This window comes from Pseudomonas sp. S30, assembly GCF_016518545.1.
Taxonomy (GTDB): domain Bacteria; phylum Pseudomonadota; class Gammaproteobacteria; order Pseudomonadales; family Pseudomonadaceae; genus Aquipseudomonas.
Window position 1 is genome coordinate 20,127 of sequence record NZ_JACVTO010000009.1, and the last position, 16,213, is coordinate 36,339.

Annotated in this window: 16 protein-coding genes; 5 read left to right on the forward strand and 11 right to left on the reverse strand. The window is 64.6% G+C overall.

Features of this window, described 5'->3' with window-relative positions; genetic code table 11:
* The first annotated feature begins 5 nt into the window (after nt 1-5).
* Genes hpf through IAE34_RS12045 form a run of 4 tightly spaced genes read left to right on the forward strand, consistent with a single transcriptional unit; the run spans nt 6 to nt 1,942 of the window.
* Nucleotides 6-314 (forward strand): ribosome hibernation-promoting factor, HPF/YfiA family, encoded by a 309-nt coding sequence (gene hpf, locus IAE34_RS12030; protein ID WP_200139181.1) that lies wholly within the window; start codon nt 6-8, stop codon nt 312-314.
* A 12-nt stretch (nt 315-326) separates the two neighbouring features.
* A complete protein-coding gene (gene ptsN / locus IAE34_RS12035; protein ID WP_200139182.1) occupies nt 327-791 on the forward strand; it encodes a PTS IIA-like nitrogen regulatory protein PtsN in 465 nt (154 codons plus the stop codon).
* Between the two features lie 3 nt (nt 792-794).
* Nucleotides 795-1,649 (forward strand): RNase adapter RapZ, encoded by an 855-nt coding sequence (gene rapZ / locus IAE34_RS12040; RefSeq protein ID WP_200139183.1) that lies wholly within the window; start codon nt 795-797, stop codon nt 1,647-1,649.
* A 20-nt stretch (nt 1,650-1,669) separates the two neighbouring features.
* A complete protein-coding gene (locus IAE34_RS12045; protein ID WP_200139184.1) occupies nt 1,670-1,942 on the forward strand; it encodes an HPr family phosphocarrier protein in 273 nt (90 codons plus the stop codon).
* Between the two features lie 21 nt (nt 1,943-1,963).
* On the opposite strand, the gene IAE34_RS12050 is transcribed toward IAE34_RS12045, so the two are convergent.
* The 6 genes from IAE34_RS12050 to pmbA form a co-directional block, all read right to left on the reverse strand.
* Nucleotides 1,964-2,857: a ZIP family metal transporter gene (locus IAE34_RS12050; RefSeq protein WP_200139185.1), complete on the reverse strand. Its 894-nt coding sequence runs from the start codon at nt 2,855-2,857 to the stop codon at nt 1,964-1,966.
* 10 nt (nt 2,858-2,867) lie between these two features.
* Nucleotides 2,868-3,479: a superoxide dismutase gene (locus IAE34_RS12055; protein ID WP_200139186.1), complete on the reverse strand. Its 612-nt coding sequence runs from the start codon at nt 3,477-3,479 to the stop codon at nt 2,868-2,870.
* A 1-nt stretch (nt 3,480) separates the two neighbouring features.
* A complete protein-coding gene (locus tag IAE34_RS12060; RefSeq protein WP_200139187.1) occupies nt 3,481-3,942 on the reverse strand; it encodes a hypothetical protein in 462 nt (153 codons plus the stop codon).
* Nucleotides 3,943-3,969: 27 nt separating this feature from the next.
* On the reverse strand, nt 3,970-5,346 hold the full coding sequence (locus tag IAE34_RS12065) for a class II fumarate hydratase (RefSeq protein ID WP_200139188.1): 1,377 nt from the start codon (nt 5,344-5,346) through the stop codon (nt 3,970-3,972).
* A complete protein-coding gene (locus tag IAE34_RS12070; protein ID WP_080754701.1) occupies nt 5,339-5,740 on the reverse strand; it encodes a FagA protein in 402 nt (133 codons plus the stop codon). The genes IAE34_RS12065 and IAE34_RS12070 overlap by 8 nt, the downstream gene beginning before the upstream one ends.
* Before the next feature lie 126 nt (nt 5,741-5,866).
* Entirely contained in the window at nt 5,867-7,213 is a 1,347-nt protein-coding gene (gene pmbA / locus IAE34_RS12075; protein WP_200139189.1) for a metalloprotease PmbA, read from the reverse strand.
* Between the two features lie 109 nt (nt 7,214-7,322).
* Here pmbA and yjgA point away from each other — a divergent pair, with 109 nt between their 5' ends.
* Entirely contained in the window at nt 7,323-7,844 is a 522-nt protein-coding gene (gene yjgA, locus IAE34_RS12080) for a ribosome biogenesis factor YjgA (RefSeq protein WP_200139190.1), read from the forward strand.
* A gap of 41 nt (nt 7,845-7,885) precedes the next feature.
* Here yjgA and tldD read toward each other — a convergent pair whose 3' ends face one another.
* From tldD to IAE34_RS12105, 5 genes are all read right to left on the reverse strand, one after another.
* A complete protein-coding gene (tldD, locus tag IAE34_RS12085; RefSeq protein WP_200139191.1) occupies nt 7,886-9,325 on the reverse strand; it encodes a metalloprotease TldD in 1,440 nt (479 codons plus the stop codon).
* 2 nt (nt 9,326-9,327) lie between these two features.
* Entirely contained in the window at nt 9,328-10,179 is an 852-nt protein-coding gene (locus tag IAE34_RS12090) for a carbon-nitrogen hydrolase family protein (protein ID WP_200139192.1), read from the reverse strand.
* A 13-nt stretch (nt 10,180-10,192) separates the two neighbouring features.
* Entirely contained in the window at nt 10,193-13,999 is a 3,807-nt protein-coding gene (locus IAE34_RS12095; protein ID WP_200139193.1) for a YhdP family protein, read from the reverse strand.
* 79 nt (nt 14,000-14,078) lie between these two features.
* Nucleotides 14,079-15,536 carry a ribonuclease G gene (rng, locus tag IAE34_RS12100; protein ID WP_200139194.1) on the reverse strand — a complete coding sequence of 486 codons (1,458 nt, stop codon included), beginning with the start codon at nt 15,534-15,536 and terminating at the stop codon, nt 14,079-14,081.
* 59 nt (nt 15,537-15,595) lie between these two features.
* Entirely contained in the window at nt 15,596-16,186 is a 591-nt protein-coding gene (locus IAE34_RS12105) for a Maf family protein (RefSeq protein ID WP_200139195.1), read from the reverse strand.
* Nucleotides 16,187-16,213 lie beyond the last annotated feature (27 nt).

The window sequence follows — 16,213 nt, forward strand, 5'->3', positions numbered from 1 at the left end:
GCTGTATGCAACCCAACATCAGTGGACACCATGTAGAAGTGACCGAACCGCTGCGCAACTATGTGCTCGAGAAGCTGGGCCGCCTTGAGGGTCATTTCGACAAGATCACCAACGTGCAGGTCATTCTGAAGGTCGAGAAACTGCAGCAGAAGGTCGAAGCCACCCTGCAGATTCCAGGTGGTGAAGTGGTGGCCAACGCCGAACATGAAGACATGTATGCAGCGATAGACGCCTTGGCCGACAAGCTCGACCGCCAACTGAAAAAACACAAGGAAAAACAGCAAAGCCTGCTGCAAGGTGCAGGCGCTCGCTGATCCCCCTCATTCATGACACGACTAGAATCCATCCTGACCCCCGGCCGTTCCCTGGTGAACGTGCCGGGCGGCAGCAAGAAGCGCGTCCTGGAAACGGTCGCCACCCTCATTGCCGCTCAAGTGCCCGAGCTGAAGATGCAGGACGTCTTCGAAAAGCTTCTCGCACGCGAGAGACTGGGTTCGACCGGTTTTGGTAACGGTATCGCCATTCCGCACTGTCGCCTGGAAGGCTGCACCCAGCCGGTCAGTGCCCTGCTGCACCTGAGCTCGCCAATCGACTACGACGCCATCGATGGCGCGCCGGTCGATCTGCTGTTCGTTCTGCTGGTGCCCGAAGCGGCTACGGACGGTCATCTCAAATTGTTGAGTCAGATTGCGGGCATGCTCGATCGCAAGGACGTTCGCGATCGCCTTCGCGCCGCCGATAGCAACGAAGCCCTCTATCAAGTCGTCCTGAACGCCCAGAACGAGCTCTAGAACATGCGACTGATCATCGTCAGCGGCCGATCCGGCTCCGGCAAGAGCACCGCGCTCGATGTATTGGAGGACAGCGGCTACTACTGCATCGATAACCTGCCAGCGGGGCTCTTGCCCCAATTGGCCGAAAGCGCCCTCATCAACACGGAGCTGTCGCAGCCCAAGGTCGCGGTGTCCATCGACGCACGCAATCTGCCAAGCCACTTGTCGCGCTTCCCCGAACTGCTCGATGAGGCCCGCGCCCGACACATCCAGTGCGATGTGGTCTATCTCGACGCCGATGAAGATACGCTGTTGAAGCGTTTTTCCGAAACACGTCGTCGTCACCCCTTGACCAACCCCAACCGGTCGCTCGCCGAGGCGATTCGCTTCGAGACCGAATTGCTTGGCCCTATCGCAGACCTGGCCGACCTCAAGATCGACACCACCCGCCTGAACCTGTACCAGCTGCGCGATGCGATCAAGTTGCGCCTGCTGAGCCAGCCTGAGCCTGGCACCGCCTTCCTGGTGGAGTCCTTCGGTTTCAAGCGCGGTATGCCAGTGGACGCCGACCTGGTGTTCGACGTACGCTGCCTGCCCAATCCCTACTGGAAGCCTGAGTTGCGTGAGCACTCCGGCCTCGAACAGCCGGTCATTGACTACCTGGCAGCACAGCCGGACGTCGAAGACATGTATCAGGACATCTCCAGCTACCTGCTCAAATGGCTGCCGCGCTTCGCTGCAAGCAATCGGGCCTATGTGACCATCGCCATCGGGTGTACCGGGGGGCATCACCGCTCGGTCTATCTCACCGAACGCCTTGGTCGACAGCTGCAGAGCACCTTGAAAAACGTCCAGGTCCGCCACCGCGACCTCTAACACACAGGATCCACCCGACGATGCCCGCCCGTGAAATCACCATCATCAACAAGCTGGGCCTGCATGCCCGGGCGGCCGCCAAGTTCGTCGGTGTGGCAGGAAAGTTTCCCTGCCAGGTCCGTATTGGTCGTGCGCCTGACAAAATGGTGGACGGCAAGAGCATCATGGCGGTGATGATGCTGGCGGCGGGCAAAGGTACTCCGGTGCACCTGAGCACCGAGGGCGAACAGGACGAACAGGCCCTGCAAGCCCTGGTGGAGCTGATCGAGAACTTCTTCGACGAGGGCGAATGATCCCGAGATCCTCAGCAGACCTCAGGACATCGCCGTATCCATCACCATCATCAGGCAGAAGCCGATGCACAGCCCCAGGCTGGCAAGACGGTGATTGCCGTTGCTGCGCGACTCCGGAATGATTTCCTGGGTCACCACCAGCAGCATCGCGCCTGCGGCGCAAGCCAAGCCCAGTGGCAGCAACAACTGTGCGACATTCACCAGCCAGGCGCAGATCAGGGCCGCCAACGGCTCGACCAGCCCCGACGCGGCGCCGATCAGGAAAGCCTTGAACCGGTGCATGCCGGCTCCGGCCAGAACCAGCGCGATGACCAGCCCCTCGGGCACGTCCTGAAGGGCGATGCCCATGGCCAGGCTGTCGGCGTCGGGCATGCCGCCCCCGGCTGACACGCCGATCGCCATGCCTTCGGGAATGTTGTGCGCGATGATCGCCGCCACGAACAACCAGACCCGCGCAGCGACCACCGGCTGCCCGTCCTGCACCATCAAGGCTTCAGGTGAGGCCCTGCCGACACGCAGGTCGATCAGGAACAGGCAAAACGCCCCTGCCAGCAACCCTGCGCTGACCAGCGCGCCAGCCCCCCACGGCGTGAAACCGATGGCCTGGGCGGCATCCAGCCCCGGGATGATCAGCGAGAATGCCGTCGCCGCCAGCATCACCCCGGCGCCAAAGCCCAGAAGGGTATCGGCGACCGTCACCGGCATGTTGCGGATCACCAGCACCGGCACCGCTCCCAGTGCGGTGCCCAGGGCGCACAAGGCGCCCCCCTCCAGCGCCCGCAGCATGCGTGGCTCCAGATCGAGCCAGGCGATGCCACGGGCCACCAGCAACGCCGTGCCGACCAGCATGAGTAGCGTCCCGAGCGCCAGGCGGAACAGGCGCACGCTACTGACGGACATCACCTGCGAGCGCATAGGGGCCGGCTCACTTGATGGCATCTAGGTAACGACGTTCCACTTCCGCCCAGTCGATGACGTTGTAGAAGGCGCCAATGTACTCCGGCCGGCGGTTCTGGTATTTGAGGTAGTAGGCATGCTCCCACACATCCAGACCCAACACGGGTGTGTTGCCGTGCATCAGCGGGCTGTCCTGGTTACCGCTGCTCTCCACGACCAAGGTCTTTTGCGGGGTCACGCTCAGCCATGCCCAGCCGCTGCCAAAACGGCTGAGCGCCGCCTTGGTGAACGCCTCCTTGAAAGCGTCGAAGCCGCCCAGTTGGGCCTGGATGGCCTCTGCCAGCTGGCCCGAGGGCTGACCGCCCCCGCTTGGGGACATCACTTTCCAGAACAGACTGTGATTGGCGTGCCCGCCCCCCTGGTTGACCACCGCACCCTGGAGCTTTTCGGGGAGCTGCTTGACCTCGCCGACCAGCTTCTCCACCGGCCATTCGGCCCACTCGGTGCCCTCGATCGCAGCATTGAGGTTGTTGATGTAGGTCTGGTGGTGCTTGCTGTGGTGAATTTCCATGGTCTGGGCGTCGATGTGCGGTTCCAGCGCATCGTAGGCGTAGGGCAGATCAGGCAAGGTATGGGGCATGTCAATGGATTCCATAGGCAGGTGGGCGTGAGAAGGTGTCCGGACGGACGGCGAGCTCACTCGCCTGGACTGCCTGCCGCTGGAGCAGGCGCTCGGTACGAGGGTACTGGCCGTATTCGCCGATGAAGTTCAGCAGCTCGGTGTAGGTGCGCCCACTGTGGCGCAACGCCGCTTCACGCAGCGGCGCGGCCAGGCGCGAGTCCTGACTGGCCTGCAGCAGTCGCTGATGAGCGGCACACAGGTAGTCGGCGCTTTCATGGGGCTGGTTCAGCCGCAGGTGCAGGTCGGCCAGGTTGTGATGAGCGATGACGAAGACCGCCACCGCCTGGTCGACGTCATGCCAGCGCTCGAACAGCACCTGCGCGAGGGCCAGGGCCTGCAGGTAATGCTCCCGGGCGTCGATCAGCTCGCCTCGCTCGAACAACTGGTTGGCGATGTCCGTGGTGCGCTTGAAGTGTTGCATGACGTCTCTCCTGGTGAGGACCGCGGCTCAGATGCCGCCTGCAGTCAGTTTCTCCGGATCCAGCAAGGACTCCAGTTGGTCGCGTGACAGGTCGGTGTGCTCGAGGGCCACATCGATGATCGGCCGCCCCTGCTTGTAGGCGGTCTTGGCGATCTCGGCGGCCTTCAGATAACCGATGATCGGGTTCAGGGCGGTGACCAGGATCGGATTGCGGGACAGCGCTTCCTTGAGCTTGGGCTCGTTGACCTTGAACGTGGCGATGGCCTTGTCGGCCAACAGGCGGCTGACGTTGGCCATCAGTTCGATGCTCTCCAGCAGGTTGCGGGCGATCACCGGGAGCATCACGTTGAGTTCGAAGTTGCCCGACTGGCCGGCGACGGCGATGGTGGCGTCGTTGCCGATCACCTGCGCAGCGACCATGGCGGTGGCTTCGGGAATCACCGGGTTGACCTTGCCGGGCATGATCGAGGAGCCAGGCTGCAAGCCTTCGAGCTCGATCTCGCCCAGCCCGGCCAGAGGCCCGGAGTTCATCCAGCGCAGATCGTTGGCGATCTTCATCAGCGCGACGGCCGTGGTCTTGAGCTGACCGGACAAGGCCACGGCGGTGTCCTGCGAGCCAATCAGCGCGAACAGATTCGCCCCCGGGGTGAAGGCGATGCCGGTGAGACCGCCCAGCGCCTTGGCGAAGCCTGCCGCGAAATGGGGATGGGCGTTGATCCCGGTACCGACCGCCGTGCCGCCTTGCGCCAGCGCCTGCAGCGCTGGCAAGCAGGCCTCCAGCTGGGCGTGGGCACCGCGGATCTGTGCGGCCCAACCGCCCAGCACCTGGCTCATGCGCACCGGCATGGCATCCATCAGGTGCGTACGGCCGGTCTTGACGAAGCGGTGTACCTGCTCGGCCTTGTGCTCGATCGTCTGGGCCAGATGCTCAAGTGCCGGCAACAGCTGCTCGTGCAGGGCCAGGGCAGCGCTCACATGGATGGTGGTCGGGATGATGTCGTTGCTGCTCTGCCCACAGTTGACGTGGTCGTTGGCATTGACCTGGTCGCCCAACACTCGACTGGCAAGGGTGGCGATCACCTCGTTGGCGTTCATGTTGGAACTGGTGCCGGAACCGGTCTGGAACACGTCCACCGGGAAATGCTCGATGAAATCGCCGTCCAGCAGTTGCTCGACAGCCTGGACGATGGCGGCCCCCTGCGGCTCGCTCAACTGGCCCAACTCGACGTTGGCTTTGGCAGCCGCCGCCTTGGCCAGCAGCAAGGCGCGGATGAACTGCAGCGGCATGCGCTGGCCACTGACCGGGAAGTTATCGACCGCGCGCTGGGTCTGGGCGCCATACAGGGCCTGAACCGGCACCTGCAACTCGCCCATGCTGTCACGTTCGATACGGGTATCACTCATCGTCGAATCCTTGCATCAGTTCATCGGGAGAAATCGAAGGCAGCAGCACGCAATTGGCCAACTGCAACGCATAGGGCTGCCAGCGCTGATTGCCGTCGCGGCGGTCGAGATTGCGCAGGTCCAGCAGGGGTCGCCAGGCCTGGTCCAGGCAATGGCAGCGCCAATGCCACGGCAGCATGCGATCGCAGGCGGTGTCGAGCAGCAGGCGCAGGGAGGTCAGTGCCACGGTCCAGGCGCTGGTCTCGGTACAGCACACCAGATAGCGGCCCTCGGCGAGGTAATGCTCGACCAGACGCGGCTCGTCCGGGTCCAGCGCGCAGCGGATGCGCCGGCTGAGCCAGCGCCAGTTTTCCAGGTAGGGAAGCTCGTGGAGAACGGTTTTCATGAACATCATCGCCGGAGTAGCCAGGTAATGATATTCATTATTAATTGATAAATAGAATCACTTCAAGCCTATTCGTAGTGACAAAAAACCCGGCACGCGGGCCGGGTTCTTCGTTACTGCGCAAGTCGCCGGTGGTCAGCTGCCGGCGACGGTCATGCGCTCGATCAGCACCGAACCGGTCTGGATGTTGCTTCTTTTCTCGATATCGCTGCCAATTGCGACGATTTGCTGGAACATATCTTTCATGTTGCCAGCGATCGTCACTTCCTGAACCGCAAACTGGATCTCACCGTTTTCGACCCAGTAACCCGCTGCGCCGCGGGAGTAATCGCCGGTCACCATGTTCAACCCATGCCCCATCAGTTCGGTCACCAGCAGGCCACGCCCCATGCTGCGGATCAGCTCCGCCTGGTCTTGCGTGCCATGGGTGACGAACAGGTTGTGCACGCCGCCCGCGTTGGCCGTGCTCGGCAGTTGCAGTTTACGGCCGGAGTAAGTGCCGAGGATGTAGGACACCAGCTCACCCTTCTCCACGAACGGTTTCGCGTAGGTGGCCAGGCCGTCGCCATCGAACGTGGCGCTGCCAAGGGCACGCGGGATGTGCGGGCGCTCGTCGAGCGTCAGCCAGGTGGGAAAGAGGCGCTGACCGAGAGCGCCTTCGAGGAAAGAAGACTTGCGGTACAGATTGCCTCCGGAAATCGCCGACAGGAAGCTGCCGAACAGTCCGCCTGCCAACTCCGCCGCGAACAGCACTGGCACCTCGCAGGTGGGCACCGGACGCGCGCCCAGGCGCCCTATCGCACGCTGGGCCGCGCGTTGGCCGATGCTGCGCGGGTCGGCCAGCAGTGGCCCTTGACGATTGACGTCGTACCAGTAGTCGCGCTGCATCTGCCCTTGGCTTTCGGCGATCATCACGCAGCTCAGGCTGTGGCGAGTGGAGGCATAGCCGCCCACGAAGCCGTGGCTGTTGCCATAGACCCGAACGCCCTGATGGGTGTTGAGGCTGGTGCCATCGGCGTTGACGATGCGCTTGTCGGTGTCGAACGCAGCCGCCTCGCATTCCAGAGCCAGCTCGATGGCGCGCTCGGGCGCGATGTCCCAGTCGTGGTAGAGGTCCAGATCAGGCATGTCGCGCGCCATAAGGGCGGCATCGGCCAGGCCGGAGCAGGCATCCTCGGAGGTATGCCGGGCGATCGCCAGGGCAGCGGCGACCGTTTCGCGGATGGCATCGGCGCCACTGGCCGAGGTGCTCGCCGAACCTTTGCGCTGGCCGACGTACAGGGTGATGCCGAAGCCCTGGTCCCGGTTGAATTCGACCGTTTCCACCTCGCGCTGACGCACGCTGGTCGACAGGCCCTGCTCCAGGGAGACCGCCACCTCGCAGGCGCTGGCACCCTGGCGCCGAGCTTCGGCGACGATCGCCTCCACCTGTTCCTGCAACGCCGGCAGGTCCTGGGGGCCTATGCTCTGGACTGCACTCATGCTGTTCTCCACTCAAATTCTGCGTTCGGCGAGGGCCGTAGCACGACCGGACCGGACAAAGCGGTCCCCGACTGGTTATTATGGCGGCGATTTCCTGCGGACTGCCACCATGGTTGATTCATACGACGACGCCTTCGACGGCGAAAAAAGCAAGACCCAGATCAAGCGCGAACTGCATGCGCTGGTCGAACTCGGCGAACGCCTCACCACGCTCAAGCCCGACACCCTCGCCCGCCTGCCACTCACCGACGAGCTGCGCAAGGCCCTGGAAGAGGCGTCCCGGCACACGGCCCATGGTGCTCGCAAACGCCACATGTCGTTCGTCGGCAAGCTGATGCGCGTACAGGACGTGGACGCGATCCAGGCGCTGCTGGAGCAGATCGACAGTTCCACACGCCAGTACAACGAGCGTTTTCATGGGCTCGAGCGCTGGCGCGATCGGCTGATCGACGGCAACGACGAAGACCTCGAGCGCTTCGTCGGCGAATTCCCGGAAACCGATCGCCAGCACCTGCGCTCGCTGGTGCGTCATGCGCAGCACGAAAAGGCCAGGAACAAGCCCCCTGCCGCCGCGCGCAAGGTGTTCAAGTACATCCGCGACCTCGACGAGCTGCAGCGCGGACTGCGCTGAAGCGCGGCCGGGGCTGCTGCGCGCAGCGGCCCCTGCAGCGGTCAAGCGCCGGTCCCGCCCACGGTGATGGCGTCGAGTTTGAGGGTCGGCTGGCCCACACCGACCGGCACCGACTGTCCATCCTTGCCGCAGGTGCCCACGCCGCTGTCCAGTGCCAGGTCGTTACCCACCATGGACACCCGGCTCATCGCCTCCGGACCATTGCCGATCAGGGTCGCCCCCTTGACCGGTGCGGTGATCCTGCCGTCCTCGATGAGGTACGCCTCGCTGGTGGAAAACACGAACTTGCCGCTGGTGATATCCACCTGCCCGCCGCCCAGGTTGGCGCAATAGATGCCCTTCTTCACCGAGGCGATGATTTCCTGCGGATCGCTCTGGCCTGCGCGCATGTAGGTGTTGGTCATGCGCGGCATGGGCAGGTGCGCGTAGGATTCGCGCCGGCCGTTGCCGGTGACCGCCATGCCCATCAGACGCGCATTGAGCTTGTCCTGCATGTAGCCTTTGAGAATACCGTTCTCGATCAGGGTGGTGCACTCGGTGGGCGTACCTTCGTCGTCGACGCTGAGCGAACCTCGACGGTCCTGCAACGTGCCGTCATCGACGATGGTGCAAAACTTGGACGCCACCTGCTCACCGATGCGCCCACTGTAGGCCGAGCTGCCCTTGCGGTTGAAATCGCCTTCCAGCCCGTGGCCGACCGCTTCGTGCAGCAGCACCCCCGACCAGCCCGGACCGAGGACCACTGGCAAGGTGCCCGCCGGCGCCGGTTGCGCTTCGAGGTTGACCAGTGCCTGGCGCAGCGCCTCGCGGGCATAGCCCATGACGCGTTCCTCGGTGAAATAGCGATAGTCGGTACGCCCGCCACCGCCCTGGCCACCGCGCTCGCGGCGACCGTTGTGCTCGACGATGACGCTGACGTTGAAACGCACCAGCGGTCGAACATCCGCTGCCAGGCTGCCATCGGCGGCGGCCACCAGGATGCGCTCCCAGACCCCGGCCATGCTCACGCTGACCTGCTGGATGCGCGTGTCCAGGGCGCGCGTGGCAGCATCGACGCGCTTGAGCAGCTCGACCTTTTCAGCCCGGCTGAGCACGTCCAGCGGGTTGCCCGGGGCATACAGCGCGGTGACATCCTGCGAGTGGAACGCCTGCACGGTGCCGTTCTGACCTGCTCGCGAGATCGACCGTGCGGCCCGTGCCGCCGAGGTCAGGGCCGGGAGGTCGATCGCGTTGCTGTAGGCGAAACCGGTCTTCTCACCGGACAGAGCACGCACGCCGACGCCTTGGTCGAGATTGAAACTGCCTTCCTTGACGATACCGTCTTCCAGAGCCCAGGTTTCCGAGATCTGCCCCTGAAAGTACAGGTCGGCCGCATCGATGCCAGGCCCGGCCAGCTCACCCAGCACAGCCTGCAAGCTGTCGAGGGTCAGTCCGCCTGGCGCCAGCAGCTGATCGCTGACGGTCGATAACATCTGGCTCATAGTCACTCCGAGGTGTACGCAGGGCGCATGGCGTCCTGCGGAAAAAAGCGCCGGTGCGAAGCGACCGGCATACGCGCCCTGATGGACGCCTGTTGTTCGGGGTCGCGATCGGCGAGCAGCACCGCCTCGCCCTTGGACCGTTCGGCCAGTATCCGCCCCCACGGGTCGACGATCGCCGCATGACCGTGGGTCTCGCGCTCTCCAGGGTGCACTCCACCCTGCGCGGCCGCCAGCACATAGCACTGGGTTTCGATCGCCCTGGCGCGAATCAGCACTTCCCAGTGCGCTGCGCCCGTCACCGCAGTGAAGGCTGCCGGCGCGCTGATCAGTTCGGCGCCGGCTTCGCGCAGGGCGCTGTAGAGCTCCGGGAAACGCAGGTCGTAGCACACCGTCAGACCCAGCTTCCCCACAGGTGTATCAGCCACCACCACCTTGGCACCGTGGGCGTAATCGTCCGATTCGCGATACCGTCCGCGATTGTCGGCCACGTCCACATCGAACAGGTGCAACTTGTCGTAGCGGGCGACCTGTTCACCGTGATCGTCGACCAGCAGCGAACAGGCACGTGCCTTGGCCTGCGGTGCATCGGCCGGGGGCAGTGGCAAAGTACCTGCCACGATCCACAACCTGAGGTCGCGGGCGGTGTTTTTCAACCATGGCAGGATCGGTCCCTGCCCCAGGGCCTCGGCACGACCGATCGCAGCGGCGTCACGCCGACCCATGGCCGCAAAGTTCTCCGGCAGCACGGCCAGGCGCGCGCCATCGGCAGCGGCCTGCTCCAGCAGGGCCCGCGCCCGCTGCAGGTTGGCCGGAATGTCATCCTGGCTGACCATCTGGATAACCGCTGGCTTCATGGGGGCTCCCTGATTACTTGTCGAAAGGCTTCACAAAGGTAATCTTAGGCTCTTTGACCGGACCCTGAACGCGATAATGCACGCTGGCGAACCGCGCGACCCTGTCGCCGATCAGTCGGTCGACCAGAAACAGCGCACCGCCCACTGCAGGAGCGCCGACGATGAGCGCCGCCAGCGGCAGGTTGTTGGTCACCGGCAGGCTCACCTGCAAGTTGGCGTCGATGCGGTCGCGCACCAGGTCGAGAGTACCGTCGAGTTCGAAATTGCTCGACGGCCCCGTGACCGCGATGGGCTTGCGAGTGACGTATACGCCTTCGCTGGCCACCAGCAGCCCCTTGACCCGGTCGTAGGCCAGTCCCTTGCCGAACAGGTCGGAGAAGTCCAGGCGCAGGCGACGACCGATGGAGTTGAAGTTGAGCAGGCCGAAGACGCGAAGGGCCTGGGCCCCGCCCTCGACTTCGACGAATTGCCCGGTACGCAGTGCGGCATCGAGACTCCCGGAAAAGCGTTTGAGACTGACGGAGGCGGGGGAACCGGGCCAGCGGCCATCCACGTCCATGCGGAAGCTGCGGCTGGTCACGGTGGGGGCGAAGCCCCAGGCCTTGAGCACATCACCAAGATTGGCGCCTTGCACGCGGCCTTTGTACCAACTGGCGCTGCCTGCGGACGCTGCGTCCCAGCCTGCGCTGCCATCGACGCGCAAGCCCTTGAGGTCGAGGTCGATATCGTTGATGGCGACACCGCGCGAGGAAGGACGCAGCTTCAGCGCCACGCGGCCGAACAGGTCGTCGCCGCGATAGAGCCTGTCGATGCTCAGGTCCAGCAGGGGCGTCTTGCGCGGATCGAACGAAGCCAATGGGTCGGGGGCGTCGTCGGCGTTCTCCTGCTCGGGATTGGCGGGCGGCAGGCGCAGTGTCTGCAACGTGACCACCAAGGGTGCTGCCTTGGCGTCAGGAATGCGCGCATTGCCCATCACCTCGCGGCTGTCCACGCGCAGGTCCCAGGCGCTGGCGACCCGCCCCAGGCGCACGACGGCCTGGTTGAGCACGGTGCCGAAGGCGCTGAGCCGACCGATGCTCAGGTCGACGCTCTGCACGGTCTGTCGGGCGCTGCCGCCGGGATCCTGGCCCGCGTACTTGCCCATTTGCTGCTGCCAGGGTTCGAGGTCCAGCGACTCCAGCCGACCGCGCACGCGCAGGCCCTGGCCGCTGGGCACACTGGCGCTCGCGCCACCGAGCACCAATTCGCCGCGCCCCTGTTCAGGCTTGTCCAGCGTAGTGGCGTAGGCCAGTTGCGCGAGGTCGGCGTAACGCGCCTCGAAACGTCGCTCCTGGCCTTGCAGAGTCATGCCGAAGCTGCTGTCGCGCACGGTGGTCATCGCCTTGCCGAACGGTGCTGGCAGGTCGATGATCAGGCCCTTGAGCGATGAATCGATGTCCAGGCGGTTGTCGCGGCTGCCCAATTTCAATTGCAACTGGAATGGCAGATCGCCCGAGGCCGGCAGCGGTTGCTTGACCTGCAGCCAATCGGTCAGCGACTGCAGCGCCACCTGACCGGAAGCCTGGATGCGGGTCTGGATCTGTCCGTCCTGACCCTCGGCGAAGATCTGCGCAGTGACAGGCTTGCCGAACGCCTGGAGGGTGATGTCCTTGCCGCTCAAGCCTTTGTCCAGGTCGAAGTTGAAATCACCCTTCAGACGGCTGAGTTCGAGCGCGGGGGGTTCCACTTTCAGACGCGCATCGCGGGTGGCGAAGTCGACCTTCACCTTGGGCCGCTGGCCGTGCTCCAGCGGGATGTCGAGCTTGAGCTTGCCACGCAGCGGCCCCTCGCCCTCCCAGCCGGCGAAGATTTCACCGGTGCCGATGGGCGCCTGCTTGAGAATCTTCAGGCCATCACCCAGGCTGCCGTCGAAGGTGCCGTCCAGGTACAGGTGGCTGTGCTGATCGCCCTGGACCGGGGGAATATCGACCTGCACATCGCTGACCTTCGTGCCCAGCAGCAGCCCCTTGTCGGCCTGGATGTGCACGCCATTGTCCTGGATGCGTACCTTGCCCTGGACCTGCTGCACCTGGGGCCAGCCCGGCTGGAAGTCCAGGGTGGCATCGTGTACGTCGAAGAACAGGCTGATGCTGCGAGAGTGGGCCGGGGCATCGTGATTGAGCGAACCCTGGTACTGGAAGTAGCCTTCGTCGACCTTGCCCTTGACGATGGCACTGCGCAGCCATTCATCCAGGGCCGGACTGAGCACCTGCGGCAGATACTTGGCGGTGTAGCGCCCGTCGCCGTCGGTCAGGCCGACGCGCAGGTCCATGTAGTCGGCCTGCTGCTCGTGAAACCTGAAGCGGATGAGAAAGTCCGCAGCGATGTTGCCTTCCTCGCCCAGTACCTTGATGTAGGGCGCGATCAGGGTGAAGCCGTCGCCGTCCAGCGCCCAGGTGAGCTGCGCATTGGCTTTGCGGTAGTGCCAGGGCTTGGCGAAGATCGGGGACAGGTGCAGCATGAAGGCGTCGCTGTCCAGGCGCAGTTCGCCATGGCCCAGATCGCCCTCGATGCTGCCGCTGACGTTTCCGGCGGCCGGCGCGCCGTGATAGGCGTCGAAGCCGACGTTGTCCAGGTTGGCGGCGAACGCCAGCCGCTGGTCGCCCTCGGCCTGCGGCTTGACGTGCAGGCGCACGTTGCGCAGCGAGCCGGTGACGTTCAGGGCATCGACCACGGTCATGAGCTTGTCGGGCAGGGGCGCCAGCGCTTCGATCACCGGGGTGAGCGGCGTGAGGTCGAGCCGGTCGGCCTGGACTTGCCATGTCTCGTCCGCAGCCTCCTTGCCAGGCACCTGACGCGCCTGGACGCGACTCTCCCAACGCGCCTGGCCGATGCTCGCCGCCAGCGAGTCCACCATCGCTTCGTAACCCTGTGTCCCCTCCCGCACCCAGGCTGACAACGCCACATTTTCCAGCGTGATGGTCTTGCGCTCGGCGTAGGCGCCTCGGAGCGTGGGCGCATTCACGCGGGCCACGCCGCGCTGCAGTTTTCCTTGCTGCCAATCGATCCACACCTCACCGCCGCCATGCAGGCGCTCGGCATGCCACTGCCCCAGCAGACTCGGTGGCAGCCATTGCGCCCAGTCGCTCTGCGGCAGGCTCAGATAGCCCTGGTAGCTACCCTCGCGCCAGGTCTGGGGCTGGGCGCGGCTGTTGAGGCTCAGCGCCAAGGGTTGACCGTCCGGCAGGGTAGCCTGCAGTTCGATCTGCTGTCGCGATGGATTGGCCTTCAGGCCCAGGCTGACGTAGGTCAGGGTGAGCGGCTCACGGCCCTGGGGCTGGAGCGTGACCTGACTGTCGAAGACATCGATTCGCCCCAGTTGGCGCAACTGGCGCAGCACCTTGGCGGCATCGAACGGCTCGTCGTCCTTCTTCGGCAGGCCTTGCAGGGTCCACTCGCCCTGCGCGTCCTGACGCACGATCAGTTGCAGGCCAGCGAACTGGATATGTGCCAGGCGCAGTTCGCGGGCCTTGAGGCTGGCCCAGAGGTCAGGGACCAGCTTCACCTCGTCCAGGCGCAACGCAGCGGCACCATCGCCCAGTTGCAGGTCGCTGACCCGCAGTACCGGCGCAAGGCCGCTCCACCGCCCTTCCAGGGCGCCGATGTGCACTGGGATACCCAATGCCTGCTCGGCCTTGTCCTGAACCTCGGCACGGTATTCGGCGACCAGAGGTGCCAGTTGCCGCCCGATGCTCACATACAGCGCTACCAGCACGGTCAGCAATGCGCACAGGCCAAGGCCCCAACGGGTGGCGCCCAGGGCCCGGTTCAGACGTCCCATGACCAAGGCCCTCCGAGTCGTCCATCAACTATGGTCGCTGGCGGCGTTTTCGCAAAGGGCTCGGGGTGATCAGCGCGAGTCAGAGCAGCACCACATCGTATTGTTCCTGGGAATACATGGACTCGACCTGAAAGCGAATGGTTCGCCCGATGAACGCTTCCAGCTCGGCGACGTTGCCCGATTCCTCGTCCAGCAGCCGATCGACCACTTTCTGGTTGGCCAGCACGCGATAGCCCTCGGCCTGGTAGGCACGGGCCTCACGGAGGATTTCACGGAAGATTTCGTAGCAAATGGTCTCGGGCGTCTTCAGCTTGCCGCGGCCCTGACAGGCCATGCAGGGCTCGCACAGCACCTGTTCGAGACTTTCGCGGGTGCGCTTGCGGGTCATCTGCACCAGGCCCAGCTCGGTGATGCCGATGATGTTGGTCTTGGCGTGATCGCGCTCGAGCTGCTTTTCCAGGGTACGCAGCACCTGGCGGCGGTGATCCTCGTCTTCCATGTCGATGAAGTCGATGATGATGATGCCCCCGATGTTGCGCAGGCGCAGTTGCCGGGCGATCGCCGTGGCGGCTTCGAGGTTGGTCTTGAAGATGGTCTCTTCGAGGTTGCGATGACCGACGAAGGCGCCGGTATTGACGTCGATGGTGGTCATCGCCTCGGCCGGGTCGACCACCAGGTAGCCGCCGGACTTGAGCGGCACCTTGCGCTCCAGGGCGCGCTGGATCTCGTCCTCGACACCGTAGAGATCGAAGATCGGCCGCTCGCCGGGATAGTGCTCGAGCCGGTCGGCGATCTCGGGCATGAGCTCTTCGACGAACTGGGTGGTTTTCTGGAAGGTCTCCCTGGAGTCGATACGGATCTTCTCGATCTTCGGGTGCACCAGATCGCGCAGGGTGCGCAGAGCCAGACCGAGGTCTTCGTAGATGACCGTGGGTGCGCCGCAGCTCTGCATCTGGCTGGCGATCTGTTCCCAGAGCCGACGCAGGTAGCGGATGTCCTGGAGAATGTCTTCGGCGCGGGCGCCCTCGGCTGCCGTGCGCAGGATGAAGCCGCCGGCGTCCTTGAGGTTTTCCTGGTTCATCGAATCGCTGACCACTTGCTTGAGTCGGTCTCGCTCGGCCTCGTCCTCGATCTTCAGGGAAATGCCGACGTGGCTGCTGCGCGGCATGTACACCAGGTAGCGCGAGGGAATCGACAGCTGGGTGGTGAGCCGCGCGCCCTTGGTGCCGATCGGGTCTTTGGTGACCTGCACGACCAGGGCCTGACCTTCGTGCACCAAGGCGGTGATGGTCTCGACGGCCGAGCCTTCGCGCTGGGAAATTTCCGAGGCATGGATGAAGGCGGCGCGCTCCAGACCGATGTCGACGAATGCCGCCTGCATGCCAGGTAACACGCGTACCACCTTGCCTTTGTAGATGTTGCCGACGATGCCCCGGCGCTGGGTGCGCTCGACATGCACCTCCTGCAGAACGCCGTTTTCCACCACTGCCACGCGTGACTCCATCGGGGTGATGTTGATCAGGATCTCTTCACTCATGGCAGTTCTCGTCAAAGGTCTTGGCTAATGATGGATGGCTGGCGCGCGTCTGGCCAGCGTCAAGCGGTTTCCTCGTGCTGCCAGCAGGGGATGGCGAACTGTTCGAGCAGCTCGGCGGTCTCGCTCAGGGGCAGGCCCACCACCGCCGAATAGCTGCCGGCGATGGCACTGACGAACACCGCGCCCAGCCCCTGGATGGCGTAGCCGCCCGCCTTGTCGAGCGGCTCGCCGCTGGCCCAGTAGCGCCAGGCTTCATCGAACGAGATGGCACGAAAGCGCACCTGGGTCGCGACGCACAGGCTCGACGAGCGTTGGCCGTCGGTGACGGCGACGCCGGTGAGCACCTGATGCTCGCGCCCGGACAGATCGCCGAGCATGGCCAATGCATGCTCGCGGTCGGTGGGTTTGCCAAGAATGGTGCCGTCGAGCACCACGGCGGTATCGGCCCCGAGCACCACGCCCGGGCCTTGCAACGCCGCGAAGCCGGCCGCGGCCTTGGCCAGCGCCAGGCGCTCGACGTAGGCCTGGGGCGTCTCGCTGGGCAACGGTGTCTCGTCGACGGGGGCGTCGATGGGGGTGAAGCGCACGCCGATCTGCGCCAGCAGTTCACGGCGGCGCGGCGAGCCCGAGGCCAGGTACAGTGCGGTCATGTGGACGTTTCCCTGTCAGTGCGGCGC